Origin of the sequence: Sphingomonas quercus, from assembly GCF_018863195.1 — a bacterium.
Lineage (GTDB): Bacteria > Pseudomonadota > Alphaproteobacteria > Sphingomonadales > Sphingomonadaceae > Solisphingomonas > Solisphingomonas quercus.
Genome location: NZ_JAHKRT010000002.1, coordinates 404426 through 420852, shown reverse-complemented (window position 1 = coordinate 420852; position 16427 = coordinate 404426). Strand labels below are relative to the sequence as shown.

Annotated in this window: 17 protein-coding genes; 7 read left to right on the top strand and 10 right to left on the bottom strand. The window is 68.3% G+C overall.

Annotated elements, in window-relative coordinates; translation table 11 throughout:
• Positions 1-18: 18 nt before the first annotated feature.
• The 3 genes from thpR (at position 19) to KOF26_RS05165 (ending at position 1498) form a co-directional block, all read left to right on the top strand.
• The gene (gene thpR, locus KOF26_RS05175) at positions 19-549 is read left to right on the top strand and encodes an RNA 2',3'-cyclic phosphodiesterase (protein ID WP_216321158.1); all 531 of its coding nucleotides are present in this window, start codon (positions 19-21) and stop codon (positions 547-549) included.
• An 87-nt stretch (positions 550-636) separates the two neighbouring features.
• Entirely contained in the window at positions 637-1179 is a 543-nt protein-coding gene (locus tag KOF26_RS05170) for a hypothetical protein (RefSeq protein ID WP_216321155.1), read from the top strand.
• Between the two features lie 85 nt (positions 1180-1264).
• On the top strand, positions 1265-1498 hold the full coding sequence (locus tag KOF26_RS05165; RefSeq protein ID WP_216321151.1) for a hypothetical protein: 234 nt from the start codon (positions 1265-1267) through the stop codon (positions 1496-1498).
• Here KOF26_RS05165 and KOF26_RS05160 read toward each other — a convergent pair.
• The 8 genes from KOF26_RS05160 to KOF26_RS05125 form a co-directional block, all read right to left on the bottom strand.
• Positions 1450-1740 carry a hypothetical protein gene (locus KOF26_RS05160; protein WP_253201102.1) on the bottom strand — a complete coding sequence of 97 codons (291 nt, stop codon included), beginning with the start codon at positions 1738-1740 and terminating at the stop codon, positions 1450-1452. The two genes, KOF26_RS05165 and KOF26_RS05160, sit on opposite strands and share 49 nt — an antisense overlap.
• Positions 1741-1838: 98 nt before the next feature.
• Positions 1839-2381, bottom strand: a complete 543-nt coding sequence (locus tag KOF26_RS05155) for a PEPxxWA-CTERM sorting domain-containing protein (protein ID WP_216321149.1) — start codon at positions 2379-2381, stop codon at positions 1839-1841.
• A gap of 190 nt (positions 2382-2571) precedes the next feature.
• Positions 2572-3501, bottom strand: a complete 930-nt coding sequence (locus KOF26_RS05150; RefSeq protein ID WP_216321147.1) for an EamA family transporter — start codon at positions 3499-3501, stop codon at positions 2572-2574.
• A 34-nt stretch (positions 3502-3535) separates the two neighbouring features.
• Complete coding sequence (gene gyrB / locus KOF26_RS05145; protein WP_216321145.1) at positions 3536-5992, bottom strand: DNA topoisomerase (ATP-hydrolyzing) subunit B; 2457 nt, start codon at positions 5990-5992, stop codon at positions 3536-3538.
• Positions 5993-6038: 46 nt separating this feature from the next.
• Positions 6039-7112, bottom strand: a complete 1074-nt coding sequence (recF, locus tag KOF26_RS05140) for a DNA replication/repair protein RecF (protein ID WP_216321143.1) — start codon at positions 7110-7112, stop codon at positions 6039-6041.
• A gap of 22 nt (positions 7113-7134) precedes the next feature.
• A complete protein-coding gene (locus KOF26_RS05135; protein ID WP_216321732.1) occupies positions 7135-8634 on the bottom strand; it encodes a PQQ-dependent sugar dehydrogenase in 1500 nt (499 codons plus the stop codon).
• Between the two features lie 87 nt (positions 8635-8721).
• Complete coding sequence (gene dnaN, locus KOF26_RS05130) at positions 8722-9834, bottom strand: DNA polymerase III subunit beta (RefSeq protein ID WP_216321729.1); 1113 nt, start codon at positions 9832-9834, stop codon at positions 8722-8724.
• Between the two features lie 112 nt (positions 9835-9946).
• Positions 9947-10513 carry an outer membrane protein gene (locus tag KOF26_RS05125; protein ID WP_216321140.1) on the bottom strand — a complete coding sequence of 189 codons (567 nt, stop codon included), beginning with the start codon at positions 10511-10513 and terminating at the stop codon, positions 9947-9949.
• A 122-nt stretch (positions 10514-10635) separates the two neighbouring features.
• On the opposite strand from KOF26_RS05125, the gene KOF26_RS05120 reads away from it, so the two are divergent.
• Together KOF26_RS05120 and rlmN are read left to right on the top strand one after the other, a co-directional pair.
• Positions 10636-11118: a hypothetical protein gene (locus KOF26_RS05120; RefSeq protein WP_253201101.1), complete on the top strand. Its 483-nt coding sequence runs from the start codon at positions 10636-10638 to the stop codon at positions 11116-11118.
• A gap of 50 nt (positions 11119-11168) precedes the next feature.
• Positions 11169-12356, top strand: coding sequence for a dual-specificity RNA methyltransferase RlmN (gene rlmN, locus KOF26_RS05115; protein ID WP_494516706.1), 1188 nt, complete (start codon positions 11169-11171; stop codon positions 12354-12356).
• Between the two features lie 40 nt (positions 12357-12396).
• Here the strand turns inward: rlmN and KOF26_RS05110 are convergent, their stop codons facing one another.
• Complete coding sequence (locus KOF26_RS05110; protein WP_216321134.1) at positions 12397-12912, bottom strand: EF-hand domain-containing protein; 516 nt, start codon at positions 12910-12912, stop codon at positions 12397-12399.
• 146 nt (positions 12913-13058) lie between these two features.
• Between KOF26_RS05110 and KOF26_RS05105 the strand changes: the two genes are divergently transcribed.
• Together KOF26_RS05105 and KOF26_RS05100 are read left to right on the top strand one after the other, a co-directional pair.
• The gene (locus tag KOF26_RS05105; protein WP_216321131.1) at positions 13059-14273 is read left to right on the top strand and encodes an argininosuccinate synthase; all 1215 of its coding nucleotides are present in this window, start codon (positions 13059-13061) and stop codon (positions 14271-14273) included.
• Between the two features lie 162 nt (positions 14274-14435).
• Positions 14436-16001, top strand: coding sequence for a hypothetical protein (locus tag KOF26_RS05100; protein ID WP_216321128.1), 1566 nt, complete (start codon positions 14436-14438; stop codon positions 15999-16001).
• On the opposite strand, the gene KOF26_RS05095 is transcribed toward KOF26_RS05100, so the two are convergent.
• Positions 15976-16380 (bottom strand): GtrA family protein, encoded by a 405-nt coding sequence (locus KOF26_RS05095; protein ID WP_216321126.1) that lies wholly within the window; start codon positions 16378-16380, stop codon positions 15976-15978. The genes KOF26_RS05100 and KOF26_RS05095 overlap by 26 nt on opposite strands.
• Positions 16381-16427 lie beyond the last annotated feature (47 nt).

The window sequence follows — 16427 nt, the reverse complement described above, 5'->3', positions numbered from 1 at the left end:
GAAGGGACCACGTCCGCCATGCATCGCCTGTTCGTCGCCATCCAGCCGCCGCGGCCGATTCGCGCCCGGCTTCTCGCGCTGATGGGCGGGATCATCGGCGCGCGCTGGCAGTCGGACGCGCAGCTCCATTTGACCTTGCGCTTCATCGGCGAGCTCGATCGTCACCGCGCCGAGGATGCCGCCGCCGCTCTCGGCACCGTCCATCACGCGCCGATCGCCGTGACGCTGGAGGGCATCGGCCAGTTCGATCGGCGCGGCCGCATCGACAGCCTGTGGATCGGCGCGCGACCGCAGGCGGCGCTCACCCAGCTTCACAACAAGATCGACCAGGCGCTGGTCCGGGTCGGGCTGGAGCCGGAGGGGCGGGCCTATCTGCCGCATGTCACGCTCGCCCGATTCGGCGCCCACGCCGGCGATATCGGCGGCTTCGTGGCGAGCGCCGGTGCCACGATCGGCCCTTTCGACGCCGAGGATTTCTGCCTGTACGAAAGCCATCTCGGCACCGATGGTGCCGCCTATGAGGTGGTCGCACGCTATCCGCTGGCCTGACGATTTGCGCCGAACTGGCGCTAATTCAAGAAGATAGGGACGCAGATCATTCGCTATCCTGCCGCCAAGCCGGGTAGGAGACCGACCATGTCCGCATCCCGCAGGACCGAAGCGCGGCTGCTCAGCCATGACGAGCAGCAGCTGGTCCGCACCACCCACCATCCGGCCATTTACGAGCATGGCCTCGACGCGCTCCACGAGCTGCGCCGGCGGCTGCGCGCGCTGCGCGACCGCGAGCGTACGCTCCTCCACCACAAGATGCGCGAGATTCGCGGCAAGGCCGAACCGCGTGGCGGCAGCTTTCCGGGCCTCGCCGATCATCCCGGCCGGCGCCGGCAGCTGTTCGCCCAGGCTTTGAAGCGGGTGAACGCCGAGGCCAGCCGCCTCGCCCGGATGACGGCGCGGGCGGTGATCGGCGACGGCGCCCGCCGGGCGCTGGCGTTGCGCAAGACGGGCGAGCAATGGCTGCGGCCGGCACCCTCCCCCTCGCCCGCGCCCGCGCCCGACCCGAGACCGCGCCCGAACCGGCGGGGCAAATCCCATATCCCCGGCCGCCAGGTCGGCAGCGTCTCGCAGGCCAATCGCCGCGCGCAGGCGGCACGCGACGCCCGCCCCGCGCCGCCCGCCTGAGCCGGCCCCGCGCTGCAATCCCGGACAGCAAGGATCAAGGTTCGCCCGCCTAAAGATGGCGGCCTTCGCAGCCGGGGAGAGGGACTTGAGCGAGGTGGAGCCGTTTTCGACGAGGCTGTCCGCGATCCTTGATCGCGTCCGCTGGATGGCGAATCCCGAGGCGGCGGAGCTGTGGGCCCGGGGCCGGTCCGGGCCGCTCTCCGCGGCCGAGAAGGACCAGCTCATCGCCCGCATCGAGCGAGCGCTCGACGAGATCGGCCCCGGCGCTCCTTATTCCAGCCCGCTCGCCGTCTCGCTCCCCGTCGAGGAGGCGGTGTAAGACGCGATCGGCGGGGCGGAAGCCGACTCCGGCGAGCCATAGACGCGATCGAGATAATAGCCCGCGAGCAGATAATGAGCCTTCACCGCAGCCGGGTGAATGGCCTGCTGGGCCTGGTTCAATTCCTGTTCGGCACGATTGTAGAGATAGCCCGCTTCGGGCGAATGATCGTAAGGGTCGCTCATCAACAGCTGCTCCGGACATCGGATGAGGCTGTCGACGCGCATGGACCCATCGTCCACGGCTTCGGCCCGGCCCCGCTCCTCCGGTGCGGAAAACTCCGCCGCGGCGATGCGGTTCCCAGGGCCGGGGGCCTCCGCGGGAAGGCCCCCGATCCGGATCAGGCGGCGAGCGATGTCCGGCGATCGCGCAGCGCGAAACCGATCATGCCGAAGCCGATCAGCATCATGGCCCAGGTCGCAGGCTCAGGCACCGACGGCCTCGTCGGGGGCGTCAGGCTGGCGTCGAACAGGGTCGCGTTGGACAGGGCCAGACCGTTCGTGTTCGGCACGATCGCGGTGACGCCGCCGGGCCCAGCGACAATGTGGAAGAAGGCGGTGCTGTTGCCCCACGGTGCCGCGGCGCCGGTGTGGAAAGCGACATAGATATCGCCGTAGAGCGCGCTCACGCCGAGGTCGCTGAGGAAGCTGGTGCCGGCGGCGCTGTAATTGCTGGCGATATGCGACAGCGACGTGCCGTCATAGGCGAGGCCCAGCTGATCGAGCGCGAAATCGATGGTGTCGGCGTCGCCGACCTTGTTCTTGTCGAAGAACCCGCACACGCCGACCACCGTGCCGCCGGTCACCGACAGATCGGCGAGCGTGGCGACGCCCGTCGTGTCGCACTTGGTCGGCGCAGCGGCGCTGGCCGTACCGCCGAGCATCGACGCTGCGGCAACCGCCGCAAGAACTGGTATCGCAAAAGTCTTCATGTCATCCACCCCGGTCAACTACAGACGCCAGGATGAAGCATATTCCGTGCCATGTTCGGCGAAATGCCGGATTCCCGAACTAATCAAGGTTAAGAACGCGCTGAATCGACACGGAGGCGTAAAGAAATCCGACATCGATCGTTCAGAACGACTTTCCCCCATCGCCAGACGCCGGCGCCCTTGCCGAAGGGGTCGTCGCCGCGCCCGGCGATAGGCGGGCCGGCCGGCCTCCTTCTCCATGACCGATCAGCAGCGCCCCGGCCACCACGACGAGGCACGCGCCGATGCGATAGACGGACAGCCGCTCGCCCAGGAACAGCCGTCCGATCAGCGCAGCGAATACGACGCTGCTTTCGCGAAGTGCGGAGACCGGCCCCATCGGACCGAGCGACATGGCGAAGATGACGATACCATAGGCGACGAGCGAGACGACCCCGCCGACCGCCGCCATGGCGGTTTCGCGCGGACCTCGCACCAGCGAGCGCCAGTCGCGTGCAACGGCATAGGCCAGCGGCGCCATCAGCCCCCACAGCATGCACATCCATAGCGTATAGCCGAGCGGCGCACCGGAGAGCCTCACGCCGATGCCGTCGGTGACGCTATAGGCGCCGATGAAGCAGCCGGTGCCCAGAGCATAAGGGAGGGTGCCGATGCCGCGCTCGCGCCGCTGGCCCTGGAAGGCGAGCGATATGATCCCGCCGGATATGAGCGCGACCCCCGCCATGCTGGCCGCATCGGGCAGCTCGCCCACGAACAGCGCCGCGCCCAGCGTGACGAGGAGGGGCGAGCTTCCCCGCGAGATGGGATAGGTCTGGCCGAGGTCGCCGCTGCGATAGGTCCGCACCAGGAAGAGATTGTAGCCGACATGCAGCAGGGCAGAGGTGACCACACACCCCCAGCTCGCCGCGGCCGGGACGTCGACGAACGGGACCAGCGCCGCGCAGACCAGGGCGATGGCGATGCACATAACCGTGATCGACCAGAGCCGGTCCTCGCCGGCGCGGAGCAGCGCATTCCAGCTCGCGTGCAGCACCGCGGCGAGCAGAACGATCAGGCTTATGCCCAGCGACATGTCGCGCCCCGGTCACCGGCGACCGGCGCCCCCCTCACACGTCGAGATTGGCGACGGACAGCGCATTCTCCTGGATGAACTCGCGGCGCGGCTCCACGACGTCGCCCATCAGCCGGGTGAAAATCTCGTCGGCGAGATCGGCCTGCACCGCCTCGACCCTCAGCATCGAGCGGTTGGCGGGATCGAGCGTCGTCTCCCACAGCTGGTCGGCGTTCATCTCGCCCAGCCCCTTGTAGCGGGATATGGCGAGGCCCTTGCGGCCGGCGGCCAGCACCGCGTCGAGCAATTGCGACGGACGCGCGATCAACGTGCCGCGCGCGTCGGCGACAGGCGCCTCCTCCTCGTCCCCGCGCTCGGCCTGCTTCTGGGTGATGAGGCGGGCGACGACGGCGTAGGATTCCGCCTGCTCGCCGGCCAGGCCGTGCAGCTTGCGCGCCTCGGCGGAGCCGACGAAACCGGCATCGACGAGGTGATGATCGGTGACGCCGCGCCACAGGCGCTTGAGGTGATAGCCGCCATCCGGCCCGATCTCGGCCGACCAGCTCGCCTCGGCATCGGCCCGGCCGAGCCAGCCGGCAACGCGCTCGGCCGCGGCCGAGCGATCCAGCACCGTCGGGTCGAAGCCGCCGACCAGCGCCAGCGCCTCGACCACCACCGGATCATAGCGGCCCGGCACATAGGCCATCAGCATGCGCATGCGCCGGGCATGCTCGACCAGCGCGCGCAGATCGACGCCGCTGCGCGCGCCAGACGGCGATTCCAGGACCACGCCGGAAAGGCCGGCGTCGATCAGATAATCGTCTAGGGCGGCATTATCCTTGAGATAGACCTCCGATCGGCCCTTGCTCACCTTGTAGAGCGGCGGCTGGGCGATGAAGAGATGCCCGTTCTGGATGATCTCCGGCATCTGCCGGTAGAAGAAGGTGAGCAGCAGCGTGCGGATATGCGCGCCGTCGACATCGGCGTCGGTCATGATCACGATCTTGTGGTAGCGCAGCTTCTCGATGTTGAAATCGTCGCGACCGATGCCGGTGCCCATCGCCTGGATGAGCGTGCCGATTTCCTTCGACGACAGCATCCGGTCGAAGCGCGCGCGCTCGACGTTGAGGATCTTGCCCCTGAGCGGCAGGATCGCCTGGAAATGGCGATCGCGCCCCTGCTTGGCCGAGCCGCCGGCCGAATCGCCCTCGACCAGGAACAGCTCGGACTTGGCGGGATCGCGCTCCTGACAGTCGGCGAGCTTGCCGGGCAGGGAGGCGATGTCCATCACCCCCTTGCGCCGGGTCAGCTCGCGCGCGCGCCGGGCTGCCTCGCGCGCGGCGGCCGCGTCGATGATCTTCTGCACGATCGAGCGGGCATGGGCGGGATTTTCCTCAAGCCATTCCGCAAGCTTGTCGGCCATCAGCGCTTCCAGCGGCTGGCGCACCTCGGAGGAGACCAGCTTGTCCTTGGTCTGGCTCGAGAATTTCGGATCCGGCAGCTTCACCGAGACGATCGCGGTCAGCCCCTCGCGCATGTCGTCGCCGGTGAGGCTGACCTTCTCCTTCTTCAGCGCGCCCGACTTCTCCGCATAATTGTTGAGCGTGCGGGTCAGCGCGGCGCGGAACGCGGCGAGATGGGTGCCGCCGTCGCGCTGCGGGATGTTGTTGGTGAAGCAGAGGACCTGCTCATAATAGCTGTCATTCCATTCCAGCGCGACGTCGATGCCGACATCGTCGCGCTGGCCGGTGACCGAAATCGGGTCCGGGATCAGCGGCGTCTTGGCGCGATCCAGCCACTTCACGAAGGCCGCGATGCCGCCTTCATAATAAAGCTCCACCGTCTTCGGCTCGGCATGGCGGGCGTCGTTCAGGAACAGGCGCACGCCCGAATTGAGGAAGGCGAGCTCGCGATAGCGGTGCTCCAGCTTCTCGAAATCGAATTCGGTGATCTTGAACGTCTCGGCCGACGGCATGAAGGTGACGCGGGTGCCGCGCTTGCCCTCGGACGGGCCGACCACGCGCAGCGGCGCCTCGGCATCGCCGCGGCGGAAGCGCATATAATGCTCCTCCCCGTCGCGCCAGATCGTCAGGTCGAGGAAATCGCTGAGCGCGTTGACCACCGACACACCGACGCCATGCAGGCCGCCCGAGACCTTGTAGGCGTTGCTGTCCGAGGCATTCTCGAATTTGCCCCCGGCATGAAGCTGGGTCATGATCACCTCGGCGGCCGACACGCCTTCCTCGGCATGGATGCCGGTAGGGATGCCGCGGCCATTATCCTCGACCGACACCGAGCCGTCGGCGTTGAGAGTGATCACCACCCGGTCGCAATGGCCGGCCAGCGCCTCGTCGATGGCGTTGTCGGAAACCTCGAACACCATATGGTGGAGGCCGGAGCCGTCATCGGTATCGCCGATATACATGCCGGGGCGCTTGCGCACGGCGTCGAGGCCCTTCAGCACCTTGATGGAATCGGCGCCGTATTCATTGCTTTCGGGAGTGCTTGCCATGGCGAGGATATAGGGACTCGGCGGCGCGAACCCAAGCAAAATGGTCCTAGCCGGAACGGATTGCGCTGCCCGCGACGGAGAGCCACGTCACATCGCCGGAAAGCCCGGCGAACAGCGCTTCCTCCGTGCCCGTCATCCACACCTGGCCGCCCTCGCCGGCAAGGCGATCGAACAGGGCGGCGCGGCGTGACGGATCGAGATGGGCCGCCACCTCGTCGAGCAGCACGATCGGCCGCCGGCCGCTGCGCTCGGCGACGAGATCGGCATGGGCGAGGACGAGGCCGAGCAGCAGCGCTTTCTGCTCGCCGGTCGAGCAGCGTGCCGCCGGCTGATCCTTGTCGAGATGGGTGACGGCGAGATCGGTGCGGTGCGGGCCGACCAGCGTGCGCCCCGCCGCCCCGTCCCGCCCGCGCGAGGCGCGCAGCTCCGCCGCCAGTCCCTGTGGCGCGCGCGCCCAACCCTCCAGCGCAAGGCCGGCGCGGGCGAACGGCCCGCGCGGCTGGCCGGCGAGGCGCTGGCCAAGCAGCGCCACCGCCTCGGCGCGCGCCGCCGCCATCGCCTCGCCATGCTCGGCCATGCCCGCTTCGAGCGCGGCGAGCCAGGCGGGGTCCGCCCCGTCCGGCTCGGCGAGCAGGCGGTTGCGCGCGCGCATCGCCGCCTCGTAGCGGGTGGCATGCGCGGCATGGCCGGGATCGAGGGCGAGAACGAGCCGATCGAGGAAGCGTCGCCGCCCGCCGGCGCCCTCCACGAACAGCCGGTCCATCGCCGGCGTCAGCCACAATATCGAGAGGCGTTGGGCGAGCGCCGCCGCCGCCGCGCCGGCCCCGTTGATGCGGACCTGACGGCGCTCGGGCGCGGTGGCCAGGGTGCCCGTGCCAAGCTCGGTACCGTCGTCGAGGCGCGCCGCCACCGCGAAGCCGCCCGGCCCCTGACCGCGGGCCATTTCCGACAGGGCCGCACCCCTGAGGCCGCGCCCCGGCGCGAACAGGGAGACAGCCTCCAGCACGTTGGTCTTGCCGGCGCCATTCTCGCCGGTGAGAACGACGAAGCCGGCGCCCGGTGCGATCAGCGCATCGGCATAGGAACGGAAATCGGTGAGCGCGAGGCGGGCGACGGCCATCTCCCGCCTCTAGAACAAAGGATCAGGCGAGGCGAACCCGCCTCTGTCGCCGCCGCAGCGCAGCGCCCGCCAGGCCAAGGCCGAGGATCATCGACAGCCACGTCGCCGGCTCCGGCACGCCGTTCGCCGCGAACCGATAAATGGCGCCGTCTCCCTTGGTGATCATGTAGATCTCGCCATCGGCATCGACCCCGAGGCGCAGGTCGACCCGTCGCTGGCCGCCATAGCCTTCGAGGTCGCGCAGCGTGACGGCGAGCCCGTCCATGGTCAGCAGCAGCTCGCGCAGCATTGCCGGCCCGCCGATGGCATCGGCCGGATCGAAGTAGAACAGCCGGCCCGAGACGAGATCGCTGAGCAGGATCATCCCGTCCAGCGCCGGCACCAGATCGCCCTCATAAACGAAGGCGCCGCCGATGCTGGCCAGCCGCGACAGCCCGTCGCGCTGGATTTCCTCGTGATCATATTGGCCGATCGGATCGACGTAGAGGCCGCCATTCGCCGGGCTGTCATAGATGTTGGTGTCGCCCTTGTCGGGGCTGTGGGCGAAGGTGCCCTCGCGCAGCGGCCAGCCATAATTGGCGCCGGCCATGCCGATATTCACCTCGTCGATCTGCTCCTGACCGATATCGGCGATGATCATCCGGCCGCTCTCGTCCCAGCTGAAATGCTGGGGGTTGCGCAGGCCATAAGCCCATACCTCGCCGCGCGCGCCGACATCGCCGACCAGCGGATTGTCGGCCGGCGTCCCATAGCTGAGCGGGCCGGCGCCGTCGGGATCGGTGGGGTCGATGCGCAGGATCTTGCCGAACGGCGTTTGCAGATTCTGGGCGTTGTTGAGCGGATCGTTGACGCCGCCGCCGTCGCCGAGGCCGATATAGAGCTTGCCATAATCGGCGCTGCCCTCGGTGGCGGCCGGGTTGAAGGCGATGGTGCCCGGCCCGTGATCGCGCTCCGGCTGGGCGGCGCGCATCACCTCGCGCTGGGAGAGGATCTGGGCGGTCGACGCCGTCGGATCGGCGACCGTCCATTCGCGCACGACATCGTCATGGCTGGCCGGCGACGCCCCCGACGGCCAGTCCGACTGGCCGGCGCCGGCAGCGGTGGTGTCGATGGTGTAGAAGATATTGTAGCCCGGCTTCTGCGGATCTTTGCCGAAATTCGGGTGGAAGGCGACGCTCATCAGCCCGGTCTGGGTGGGATCGGCGGCGTTGGAGAAGCCGATATTCTGGGCGCGCAGGTCGAGATAGGGGGTGGGCGTGCCGCCGGCGGTGGTGGTGACGTAGAGTACGCCGCGACTGTCCGGAATGAACAGCCGGCCTGATCCGTCGTCGACCGCCTTCAGCCCTTGCGCGCCGGTACGCGCCAGATTGAGCTGGGAGGCGGGGACATTGGTGAACTTCTCGATGCCGACGCTCAGCCCCGGCTGGATCGGCGGGATCGGATTGACGACCACCGCCGCCTCGCCGACGCCTGTGGCGCAGGCGAGCAGAAGCGTCGCAAGACGGAAGCGCCGAATCCCCATGTGACACCCCTCAGTGATTCCCGGGGCCAGTCATCTCATGTGGTTAATGGCGCAGTCAAACCCGTTTCCGCCGGAGCCCGCCGGCGCTCACACCCGCATCGGCATCAGCACGTAAAGCGCGGCGGCCTTGTCGTTCTCGCGAATCAGCGTCGGCGCGGCTGCGTCGGCCAGATGCACCTCCACCTGATCCCCCTCGATCTGGCCGAGGATGTCGAGCAGATAGCGGGCGTTGAAGCCGATCTCGAAACCCGCCGCGCTATAATCGCCGGGCACTTCCTCGGCCGCCGTGCCGTTTTCCGGCGAGGTGACGGAGAGGATGATCTTGTCGCGATCCAGCGCCATCTTCACGGCGCGGGTCTTCTCGCTGGCGATGGTGGCGACGCGGTCGACGCCTTCCATGAAGCTCTTCGGGTCGATCCTGAGCAGCTTGTCGTTCGCGGTCGGGATGACGCGCGAATAATCCGGGAAAGTGCCGTCGATCAGCTTGGAGGTGAGCGTGGCATTGCCCAGCCCGAAGCGGATCTTGGAGGTCGACAACGAGATCGCGACCGAGCCGTCCACCTCGTCGAGCAGCTTGCGCAGCTCCGCCACGCACTTGCGGGGAATGATCACGTCCGGCATCCCCGACGCGCCCTCGGGCCGCGCCACGGTGACGCGGGCCAGGCGGTGGCCGTCGGTGGCCGCCGCCTTGAGCACCGGCTGCGTCTCGTCCGAGACGTGCAGGAAGATGCCGTTGAGATAATAGCGCGTCTCCTCCGTGGAGATCGCGAAGCGCGTCTTGTCGATGATCTGCTTCAACGTCTCGGCGGGAAGCTCGAACCGGGTCGGCAGCTCGCCCTCGGCGATCACCGGGAAATCGTCGCGCGGCAGCGTGGCGAGGTTGAAGCGGGCGCGGCCGGCGACGACCTGCATCTTGCCCTCCGCCGCGGTGAGCTGGACCTGCGATCCCTCGGGCAGCTTGCGCACGATGTCGAACAGGGTGTGGGCCGAAACCGTCGTCGCGCCGGGCTGGTCGATCGCGGCGGCGACCGTCTCGACCACCTGCAGGTCGAGGTCCGTCGCCATCAGCTTGAGGCCCTCGCCGCCCTGCGCCTCGATGAGGACGTTGGACAGGATCGGAATAGTGTTGCGGCGCTCGACCACGGACTGGACATGGCTCAGCCCCCGAAGGAGGGTTGCGCGCTCGATCGTCGCCTTCATCATTGTCCCCGAAATGCTCTTGGAAGGCGGTTATAGCGCGCTCTTTGCCAAGCGAAAGAGGCCGGAGCGCTTCCGCCCCGGCCTCTTCGTTTTCAGTGACAGGCGACCCGGCTCAGAAACGGAAGCCGAAGCCCCCGACCAGCTGGTTGCGGCTGAAGCCGTCCTGATAATTGGAATAGCGATACTCGGCCTTGAGATAGGCGTTCGAGGTCAGCGCATATTCGGCGCCGGCGCCGACGCGCACGCCGTCGAGATTCTCATGGGCGCGGGTGGTGCCGTTCGGCGTCGTCACCGCGAGGCTGGCGCGGGCATTGGTGTAGCCCGCCTTCGCATAAAGCAGCGTGCGATCGCCGAGCACCGTGCCGACGCGGCCGCCGACATAGATGTCGCGACCCATGCTGGCGCACACGCCATTGCCGCCGACGCTCACGCCATAGCATTGCTTGACGTTGGAATCGCTGAGCTCCGTCTCGACGCCGGCGACGAGATTTCCGAAGCGCATGTCATAGCCGGCGCCGACGCCATAGGTGACGCCATCGTCATGCCCGTCATTGCTGACCCGATCCCAGCCGACGATTCCCTCGACGCGCGGCCCCGTGAACGAGGCGGCAGCGTCCTGCGCCAAAGCGGGCGCGGCTGCGGTCGCCGCAAACATCGCGGCGAGAACAAGATTACGCATAAGCAACTCCTTACTCTTTTGCCCTCGTGGAGAGGACGGAGCCCAGATGGGGCATCCGGGCCGGCTTTTCATGAACGCCACCTAAACGTCATAAACTGTTGCGCAGGTGTCACAGTCCGGCCATGACCCCGTCCATGCTCGGCAAGGCGATGATGCTGGCGTTCGCGACCGTCCTGCTGGCCAGCCCGGCCGCTGGGCGCGATCTGCTCGGCGCCTGGCAGGGATGGGCGGCCTTCCGGGACCGGGACCCGCCGCGCTGCTACGCCATCGCGCGCACCCCGCGCGCGCCGCGGGGCTTCGTTGCCGTCGCCCATTTCCCCGGGCGGCAGCGGGCGGTGCGGGTCCATCTCAGCCGCCCGGTCGCGCCGGGTGCCCCGGTGCGCCTGACGGTTGACGACCGCGCCATCATCCTGCCGGCCACCGGCCAGGAGGCGCGCGGCGCCAATGCCCATGCCGATGCCGCGATCATCGCCGCGATGCGGACGGGAGAGACGCTGCGCATCGACGCCACCGGCACCGATGGCCGGCGCTTCCGCGACGCCTACGCGCTGGGCGGCGCGGCGAGCGCGATCGACGCCGCGACGCTCGCCTGCCCGGCGCGCTAGAAAAAACACCGCGTTTCGCTTATGTGCGCGCGATGAACGCTCCCGTGACCATGCCGATTCCGGGTCTTGTCGACCCGGTGCCCGTGCCGCGCGCCATGCCGCAGCGGCCGGATGGGCGCATCGACCTGATCGGCCTTTCCATCGCCGAGATCCGCGCCGCCCTGTCCGAAGCGCAGCTCGATCCGCGCCAGGCGAAGCTGCGCGCCAAGCAGATATTTCACTGGATCTACAATCGCGGCGCCACCGATTTCGCGGTGATGACCGACATCGCCAAGGACATGCGCGGATGGCTCGCCATGCGCTTCGCGATCAGCCGGCCGGAAGTGGTCGAGGCGCAGGTATCCACCGACGGCACCCGCAAATGGCTGCTGCGCGGCGTCGACGGCCAGGATTACGAGATGGTGTTCATCCCCGACGCCGACCGGGGCACGCTTTGCGTCTCCAGCCAGGTGGGCTGCACGCTCAACTGCCGTTTCTGCCACACCGGCACGATGCGGCTGGTGCGCAACCTCACCGCGGGCGAAATCGTCGGCCAGGTGATGCTGGCGCGCGACGCGCTCGGCGAATGGCCGTCCAGCCCGGATGGGCGGATGCTGACCAACATCGTGCTGATGGGCATGGGCGAGCCGCTCTATAATTTCGACGCGGTGCGCGACGCGCTGCGCATCGTCATGGATGGCGATGGGCTCGCGCTGTCGCGTCGGCGCATCACGCTCTCCACCTCGGGAGTGGTGCCGATGATGGCCCGGGCCGGCGAGGAGATCGGCGTCAACCTCGCCGTGTCGCTCCATGCCGTGACCAAGGAGGTGCGCGACGAGATCGTGCCGCTCAATCGCAAATATGGCCTCGAGGAGCTGCTCGAGGCTTGCGCCGCCTATCCGGGCGCCAACAACGCGCGGCGCATCACCTTCGAATATGTGATGCTGAAGGACAAGAACGACAGCGACGCGGACGCCCGCGAGCTGGTCCGCCTGCTCAAGAAGTACAAGCTGCCGGCCAAGGTCAATCTCATCCCGTTCAACCCGTGGCCGGGCGCGCCCTATGAGACGTCCGACCCGGAGCGGGTCGCGCGTTTTTCGGAGATCGTCTTCGAAAGTGGCATCTCGGCGCCGGTTCGCCGCCCGCGCGGGCGGGACATCGCGGCGGCCTGCGGCCAGCTCAAGACCGAGGCGCAGCGCAAGAGCCGCGCCGAGCTCGACCGGCTGGTCGAGGAGAAGCAGGCGGCGATCCCGGCCTGAGGCCCTCTCCCCCGCGTCAGGGGAGAGGGGCTTCAGCCGGTCAGTTCCGTCCCTCGCCCAGCGGCCGCTCGCTCGCATCGCCGGCCGGCGCCCGCCGGCCACGTATCGCCATGCGCTGCTGGGCTGCCGCCTCTGCCTCGGCGAGCGAGACACGACCGTCATGATCCGCATCCATGCGGTCGAACATCGCCGACAGCATGCCGCCGCCGCCGGCGCCGCCCTGCGCCCCGCCGCGTCCCGGCTGGCCGCGCCGCGCCTGACCGGCGACTCGCGGCGCGGAGTCGAATTCCGGCCGGCTGATCGCCCCGTCGCCATTGCTGTCGAGCCGGGCGAAAGCCTTGTCGCGCTGGGCGGTGCGGCGTTCCTGCATGCGCTGGCGCATCGCGGCGCCCGCGGCATCGGCCTCGTCGCGGCTGATATAGCCGTCATGATTGGTGTCGACGCGATCGAACATCGCCTTCATCCGATCCCCGGCCGGCTGGCCCTGCGCCAGGCCGGCGGCGGGCGCGGCGACGGCCGCGGCAAGGCACAAACCCATCCAGTAAGCGGCACGCATCGTCTTGCACTCCCCACGGAAAAGCCGGGGCCGGGGATAGGCGCGAGCGGCTATATGGCCGCTGAATGATCCTGCGCTTGAACCGGGCGGGCAGCGATGGCAGAGGCCGCGCGCAATTCTCCCCCAATCAGATCAGGGAATCAGCCATGTCGGACGTCAAGAAGGTCGTGCTCGCCTATTCGGGGGGTCTCGACACGAGCGTCATCCTGAAGTGGCTGCGCGAGACCTATAATTGCGAGGTCGTCACCTTCACCGCCGATCTCGGCCAGGGCGAGGAGCTGGAGCCGGCCCGCCAGAAGGCGCTGCTGATGGGGGTGAAGCCGGAGAACATCTTCATCGACGATCTGCGCGAGGAGTTCGTCGCGGATTACGTCTTCCCGATGATGCGCGCCAACGCGCTCTACGAAGGGCTCTACCTGCTCGGCACCTCGATCGCGCGGCCACTGATCGCCAAGCGCCAGATCGAAATCGCGGCCAAGGTCGGCGCCGACGCCGTCTCCCACGGCGCCACCGGCAAGGGCAATGACCAGGTCCGCTTCGAGCTGGGCTATTACGCGCTCAATCCCGACATCAAGGTGATCGCGCCGTGGCGCGAATGGGATCTCACCAGCCGCACCCGGCTGATCGAATATGCCGAGGCGCACCAGATTCCGGTGCCCAAGGACAAGCGCGGCGAGGCCCCCTTCTCCACCGACGCCAACCTCCTCCACACCTCGTCCGAGGGCAAGGTGCTGGAAGATCCGTGGGAGGAGGTGCCCGACTATGTCTTCTCGCGCACCGTCAACCCGGAGGACGCGCCGGACACTCCCGAGATCATCACCATCGATTTCGAGCGCGGCGACGCGATCGCGGTGAACGGCGAGGCCTTGTCGCCGGCGAGCCTGCTCGCCAGGCTCAACGACCTCGGCCGCACCCACGGCATCGGCCGGCTCGATCTCGTCGAGAACCGCTTCGTCGGCATGAAGAGCCGCGGCATGTACGAGACGCCGGGCGGCACCATCCTCCACCTCGCCCATCGCGCGATCGAGCAGATCACGCTCGATCGCGGCGCCGCCCACCTCAAGGACGAGCTGGCGCCGCGTTATGCCGAGCTGATCTACAACGGCTTCTGGTTCTCGCCGGAGCGCGAGATGCTCCAGGCCGCGATCGACCACAGCCAGGCCAAGGTGGCGGGCACGGTGCGCCTCAAGCTCTACAAGGGCGGCGTCCATGTCATTGGCCGCAAGAGCCCGCACAGCCTCTACTCCGAGAAGGTCGTCACCTTCGAGGATGACGCCGGCGCCTATGACCAGCGCGACGCGGCGGGCTTCATCAAGCTCAACGCGCTGCGCCTGCGCCTGCTCGGCCGGCGCGATCGCTGAACCCTTCTTCGTCATGCTGAACCTGTTTCAGCATCCACTCATCCTTCCGATGGTGTCGCCTGTGGCGCGGTGGGTGCGGAAACAGGTTCAGCATGACGATGATGGATGCGGCGGCCCAGCGCCCGCTTGCCGCCGACCCCTCCCCCGCATAGCAATTCAGCGATGACCACCACCGTCGCCTCACCGCCCCGTGCCTGGTGGGAAGGGCGGCCCTATGCCCTGCTGCTGATCGCGCTGTCGGTGGTGCCCCTGTTGTGGCCGCCGATCCCGCCCCTGACCGACCTGCTCGGCCATATGGGCCGCTATCGGGTCCAGCTCGATATCGATAGCTCCCCCTATCTGGCGCAATATTTCGGCTTCAAATGGGCGATCCTCGCCAATCTCGGCGTCGATCTGCTGGTTCAGGCACTGGCGCCGCTGATCGGGCTGGAGCCGGCGGTCAAGCTCGTCGTTCTGGCCATTCCGCCGATCACCGTCGCCGGCCTGATCGGCATCGTCCGCGAGACGCATGGCCGGGTGCCGGCCACCGCCGCCTTCGCGCTGCCGCTGGCCTGGGGCTATCCCTATCAGTTCGGCTTCGTGAACTTCGCGCTGTCGATGGGGCTGGCGATGTGCGCCTTCGCGCTGTGGCTTCGCCTCGGGCGGCTGGGCTGGCGGCGGCTGCGTATGGGCCTGTTCGTGCCGATCGGCATCGCCATCTGGTTCGCCCATGTGTTCGGCTGGGGCGTGCTCGGCCTGCTCGTCTTTTCGGCCGAGCTCGTCGCCTACAGGCGCAGCGGCGACGGGCTGATCATCGCGGCGATCCGCGCCGGCCTCGCCTGCTGGCCGCTCTGGCCGCCGATCCTGCTGATGGTGGCGTGGCGCGGACAGGCAGCGGGCACCACCGGCGACTGGTTCTACTGGCGGGTCAAGCTCGGCTACCTGCTGTCGGTGCTCCGCGAGCGCTGGCGCGACTGGGATATCGTCGGGGCGCTGCTGCTCCATGTGCTGTTCGTGGTCGCGGTGGTGGAGCGGCGGTTCCGCGTCGACCCCGTGCTGGCGCTGGCCGCTGCGGTGATGGCGATCACCTTCGCGGTGCTGCCGCGCATCCTGCTCGGCTCCGCCTATGCCGATATGCGCCTCGCGCCGACGGTGGTGATGTGCGCGGTGCTCGCCTTCAATCCCTCAGGCTTCAGCCATCGCGGACAGGCGGCGTGGGCGATCGGCGCGACCCTGTTCTTCCTCGCCCGCGTCGGCACCTCGACGGCGGCGCTCGCCCTCTACAGCGCGGGCTGGCAGGCGCAGGAGCCGGCCCTCGATCACATCGCCCGCGGCAGCCGCGTGCTGGCGCTGGCGAGCATGCCCTGCTCGCGCGAATGGCACACCGCGCGCACCGAACATCTCTCCAGCCTCGCCACCGTCCGGCGCGATGCATTCGTCAACGATCAGTGGGTGATGCCCGGCGCGCAGCTGCTCACCGTCCATTACGACAAGGGCGGCCGCTACACCCGCGATCCGTCCCAGATCGTGCGGCCGACGCGGCGCTGCCGCTCGCGCGCCGAGAGCCTGCTCGAGCCGGCCGTGCAAAGCTTTCCGCGCGACGCCTTCGACTATGTGTGGCTGATCGACGTGGCGCCGGCCAAGCGGCCGGTCGATTATCCGGAGCTGATCCCGCTGTGGTTCGGCGAAAGGTCCGGCGCGCTCTACCGGGTGGATCATTCGGTCAGCGGAACACCCAGGTCCGATTGAACACGAACACGATCGCCGGCGTGACCAGCAGATAGGCGAGGATCGGCGTCCAGTCCGGCAGGTTGAGCGGCGAGGTGAGCAGCCACACCCACAGCGCGTTGAGGGCGATGCCGAACAGCGCCACCGCCACGAACCGCAGGAAGGTCGGCTCCTGCCCGCTGCCATGCCCCTTGAAGCTGTAGCGGCTGTGCACCTGATGGCCGACCACCACCGCGATCGCCGACGCCACGCAATGCGAGACGAGCGGCGCCAGATGCAGCGGGTAGACGCCGAGCCAGTAGATCGCGCTCTGCACCAGCGTCACCCCGACCCCGGTCACCGCATAGCGAATGATCTGGGCGATCAACGCCTTCCGCTCCGTGTCGATCGTGTCCAGCACCGGTGTCGTCCTTGCCCTTTACGCCGGACCGACTAGGGGCAGAAGCA

Coding starts and splice junctions, on each gene's coding strand:
- KOF26_RS05125 (WP_216321140.1), bottom strand. CDS start 10,513: ATGCGTAATCTTGTTCTCGCCGCGATGTTTGCGGCGACCGCAGCCGCG.
- thpR (WP_216321158.1), top strand. CDS start 19: ATGCATCGCCTGTTCGTCGCCATCCAGCCGCCGCGGCCGATTCGCGCC.
- KOF26_RS05135 (WP_216321732.1), bottom strand. CDS start 8,634: ATGGGGATTCGGCGCTTCCGTCTTGCGACGCTTCTGCTCGCCTGCGCC.
- KOF26_RS05150 (WP_216321147.1), bottom strand. CDS start 3,501: ATGTCGCTGGGCATAAGCCTGATCGTTCTGCTCGCCGCGGTGCTGCAC.
- gyrB (WP_216321145.1), bottom strand. CDS start 5,992: ATGGCAAGCACTCCCGAAAGCAATGAATACGGCGCCGATTCCATCAAG.
- KOF26_RS05120 (WP_253201101.1), top strand. CDS start 10,636: ATGACCCCGTCCATGCTCGGCAAGGCGATGATGCTGGCGTTCGCGACC.
- KOF26_RS05100 (WP_216321128.1), top strand. CDS start 14,436: ATGACCACCACCGTCGCCTCACCGCCCCGTGCCTGGTGGGAAGGGCGG.
- KOF26_RS05105 (WP_216321131.1), top strand. CDS start 13,059: ATGTCGGACGTCAAGAAGGTCGTGCTCGCCTATTCGGGGGGTCTCGAC.
- recF (WP_216321143.1), bottom strand. CDS start 7,112: ATGGCCGTCGCCCGCCTCGCGCTCACCGATTTCCGTTCCTATGCCGAT.
- rlmN (WP_494516706.1), top strand. CDS start 11,169: ATGCCGATTCCGGGTCTTGTCGACCCGGTGCCCGTGCCGCGCGCCATG.
- KOF26_RS05155 (WP_216321149.1), bottom strand. CDS start 2,381: ATGCTCGGCGGTACGGCCAGCGCCGCTGCGCCGACCAAGTGCGACACG.
- KOF26_RS05170 (WP_216321155.1), top strand. CDS start 637: ATGTCCGCATCCCGCAGGACCGAAGCGCGGCTGCTCAGCCATGACGAG.
- dnaN (WP_216321729.1), bottom strand. CDS start 9,834: ATGAAGGCGACGATCGAGCGCGCAACCCTCCTTCGGGGGCTGAGCCAT.
- KOF26_RS05110 (WP_216321134.1), bottom strand. CDS start 12,912: ATGCGTGCCGCTTACTGGATGGGTTTGTGCCTTGCCGCGGCCGTCGCC.